This is a genomic window from Pedobacter agri PB92 (genome assembly GCF_000258495.1).
Classification (GTDB): domain Bacteria; phylum Bacteroidota; class Bacteroidia; order Sphingobacteriales; family Sphingobacteriaceae; genus Pedobacter; species Pedobacter agri.
The window spans coordinates 1-3,230 of the sequence record NZ_AJLG01000292.1; the positions used below are offsets into that span (position 1 = coordinate 1).

The 3,230-nt window shown below is 37.4% G+C and carries 3 protein-coding genes and 1 tRNA gene; 3 read left to right on the forward strand and 1 reads right to left on the reverse strand.

Translation table 11 applies throughout. The features are described from left to right. Positions 1–288: 288 nt before the first annotated feature. Positions 289–1,437, reverse strand: a complete 1,149-nt coding sequence (locus ON09_RS23230; RefSeq protein WP_010603464.1) for an aldose epimerase family protein — start codon at positions 1,435–1,437, stop codon at positions 289–291. A 131-nt stretch (positions 1,438–1,568) separates the two neighbouring features. Here ON09_RS23230 and ON09_RS23235 point away from each other — a divergent pair, with 131 nt between their 5' ends. The 3 genes from ON09_RS23235 to ON09_RS23245 all read left to right on the forward strand — a co-directional run bounded on the left by ON09_RS23235 (position 1,569) and on the right by ON09_RS23245 (position 3,177). Next, positions 1,569–2,240 carry an HAD family hydrolase gene (locus ON09_RS23235; RefSeq protein WP_010603465.1) on the forward strand — a complete coding sequence of 224 codons (672 nt, stop codon included), beginning with the start codon at positions 1,569–1,571 and terminating at the stop codon, positions 2,238–2,240. 1 nt (position 2,241) lies between these two features. Next, complete coding sequence (locus ON09_RS23240; RefSeq protein WP_010603466.1) at positions 2,242–2,931, forward strand: NUDIX hydrolase; 690 nt, start codon at positions 2,242–2,244, stop codon at positions 2,929–2,931. Between the two features lie 173 nt (positions 2,932–3,104). After that, positions 3,105–3,177: transfer RNA gene (locus ON09_RS23245), tRNA-Lys, on the forward strand. Positions 3,178–3,230 lie beyond the last annotated feature (53 nt).

The following is a 3,230-nucleotide window of genomic DNA, read 5'->3' on the forward strand; positions in this document are numbered from 1 at the left end:
ACGTACACACTCCTAAATCCCCTAAAGGGGACTTTCCAAGAGGCAGATAGCATTTTCAACTAAATGAGATTGCTTAAAGCGATAAAAAGTTGATTTTGCAGAGCCGAAAACGCCTAAGAACCCCTAAATCTCCTAGAAAGGACTTTGCAAGGAGCAATAGGATATTAGAAAAACAAAAAAGCAAGATCAGCAGTCTTGCTTTTTTGTTTGTTTCAATTTGGAACGAATGGCAACCCATTTAGGAACAGCCATCTCGCCTTTAAACTCCCCCTTTAGGGGGTTGGGGGGTTATTTAAACTTATATGTCGTACTGGTTTTATACGTTTCGCCCGGCTTAAGTGCCGTCGATGCAAAATTCGTATGATTTGGGGCATCAGGGAAATGCTGCGTTTCTAAACAAAAAGCAGAACGGTGAGGATAAGACTTGCCACCTTTACCATCCTGATCTTGTCCAGTTAAAAAGTTCCCACTATAAAACTGTAAACCTGGCTCAGTAGTATACACTTCCATTACAATTCCTGTTACGGTACTTTTTACGGTAGCCACAGGTGTTTGATCATCATGTTTCTTTAAAGCGAAATTATGATCGTAACCTTTACCAAATTTAAGTTGTTCCTCTTTTGCATCAATGGCTTCACCAATGGTTTTTGCTCTATTAAAATCAAATGAAGTTCCGGCTACAGCCTGCAACTTCCCTGTCGGAATTAAGGTAGCATCTACAGGCGTAATGGAATCAGCAGCAATTGTTAATTCATGATCCAATATGGTTTTATTTCCCTCGCCATTTAGGTTAAAATAAGCATGATTGGTTAAATTAACTACTGTAGTTTTATCAGTAGTGGCTGAGTAATCAATTTTCAAAGCATTGTCATCTGTTAAAGTATAGGTTACTTTCACATCCAGCTTGCCAGGATAGCCGGCTTCTCCATCATTTGATACGTAACTTAGTTCCAGCTTTTGAGCGTCAACTTGTTTGGCTTCCCATACTTTCGAAAAGAAACCATCTGTTCCACCATGTAAAGTATTCACACCATCATTCAACTGTAGCTGATAGGCCTTACCATCCAAAGTAAACTTACCCTTACCTATCCTATTGCCATAACGACCAATTAAAGCACCGAAAAATGGTTCACCTTTTTTACGATAAGAAGCAATACTATCATACCCTAACACCACATCAACCCATTTATGATCCTTATCCGGAACAAGTAGAGAAACCACTCTTCCTCCATAATTGGTAATTGAAACTGATGCACCTGATTTATTTTTCAAGGTAAACAGCTTCACACTTTTTCCATCAATAGTAGTGGTATATTTTAATGAGTCATTTTCAACTTTGGTTTCAGCGGCCTGATCACTTTTTGAATTACAAGCAAATAACGTTGCCGCTAAGCAGATTGCGGTAATTGGAAAGCCTTTTAAAAATATTCGTTTCATATAGATTTATTTCTGGTTGAATGCTAAAGTATGAAAAATAAATTACCGTTATCATAACGATTATCATTTTATTTCGGTTAATATTGAGCGGATTTACCTACATCAGAAAAAATCACATAATTTAGCAACCTATGGAAGATTTGAATTTCAAACCCAAAGCCATTATTTTTGATTTGAACGGAACCATGATCGATGATATGAAATATCATACCCTGGCCTGGCATTCAATTATGAACGATGACTTAGGTGCCAACTTAGCCTACGAAACCGTTAAAAAGGAAATGTATGGTAAAAACCATGAAGTTCTGGAACGCGTATTTGGTAAAAATAAATTCAGTGTAGCAGAAGTAGAAAAATTATCGTTTGATAAGGAAAAACGTTATCAGGAAGGTTATTTCCCACATTTGGCTTTAATTGATGGGCTTGACAACTTTCTTGAACGGGCAAAAGAAGACAACATCGCTATGGCAATTGGTTCTGCAGCAATTCCTTTTAATATAGATTTTGTGGTAGATGGATTAAATATCAGGAATTATTTAGCCGCGATTGTAAGCGCCGATGATGTACTGACGAGTAAGCCAGATCCTGAAACCTTTTTAAAAGCTGCCGAAGCGCTGGGCATTAAACCTGATGACTGCCTGGTTTTCGAAGATGCGCCGAAAGGTGTGGAATCTGCATTAAATGCAGGAATGAAATGCATTGTTTTAACCACCACACATAAGGTTGACGAATTTGATGAATACAGTAATATTTTGGCTTTCATCGCTGATTATCATGATGAAAAATTAAACTCTCTTTTTTAAAATGGCAAAGTATTTAAATCAAAAACCCGTACTGGTAGCTATTGATTGCATTATTTTTGGTTACGATGGCGATCAGCTTAAACTTTTAGTAATCAAAAGAGCCATTGAACCCGTAAAAGACCAATGGAGTTTGATGGGTGGTTTTATTGGTGAAAACGAAGACCTGGATGGTGCGGCGAAAAGAATTCTTTTGGAACTCACCGGCTTGCATGATGTTTACCTGGAGCAGCTTCATTCTTACGGCAGTCCAAACCGTGACCCGATTGAACGTACCATTTCTGTGGTGTATTTCGCCTTAATCGATATCAATAAGTACAGCCAACAAATTAACGATCAATACCATGCAGAATGGTTTAAGCTTAAAGAGGTACCCGAGCTGATTTTTGACCATAACGAAATGGTTAAAGCTGCGATGGATAAAATCCGCTATCAGGCAGCCCTCCATCCTATCCTGTTCGAGCTGTTACCCAAAAAGTTCACCATCCCACAGTTACAAGCTTTGTATGAGCAGGTGTACGATTCTCCTATTGATAACCGAAACTTCATTAGAAAAATTACAGCAAGTGGGCTTTTAATAAAACAGACGGAGAAAGATAAATCAAGTTCGAGGCGTGGTGCTTTCTATTTTAAGTTGGATAAAAACAAACACAAGGCACAATTTCAGTCGTTTTTAAATTTTATACCTAAGTAATATTTTTTTAAAAAAAATTAAAGGTGCGCAGAGCGGATACAAAATTATAAATCAAGCACTTGACTTAACATTTTTTTAACACAGTTGAACACCCCCTAAATAATTTTAAAAAAACATTTGCACGATTAATTATTATCTCTATATTTGCACCTCCTTAAACAACAAGGAAAAATGATTCCGTAGCTCAGCTGGTAGAGCATTACACTTTTAATGTAGTGGTCCTGGGTTCGAATCCCAGCGGGATCACAGAAAAAAAATGAAAAAACCTCTGTAAGTCAATAGCTTACAGAGGTTTTTTC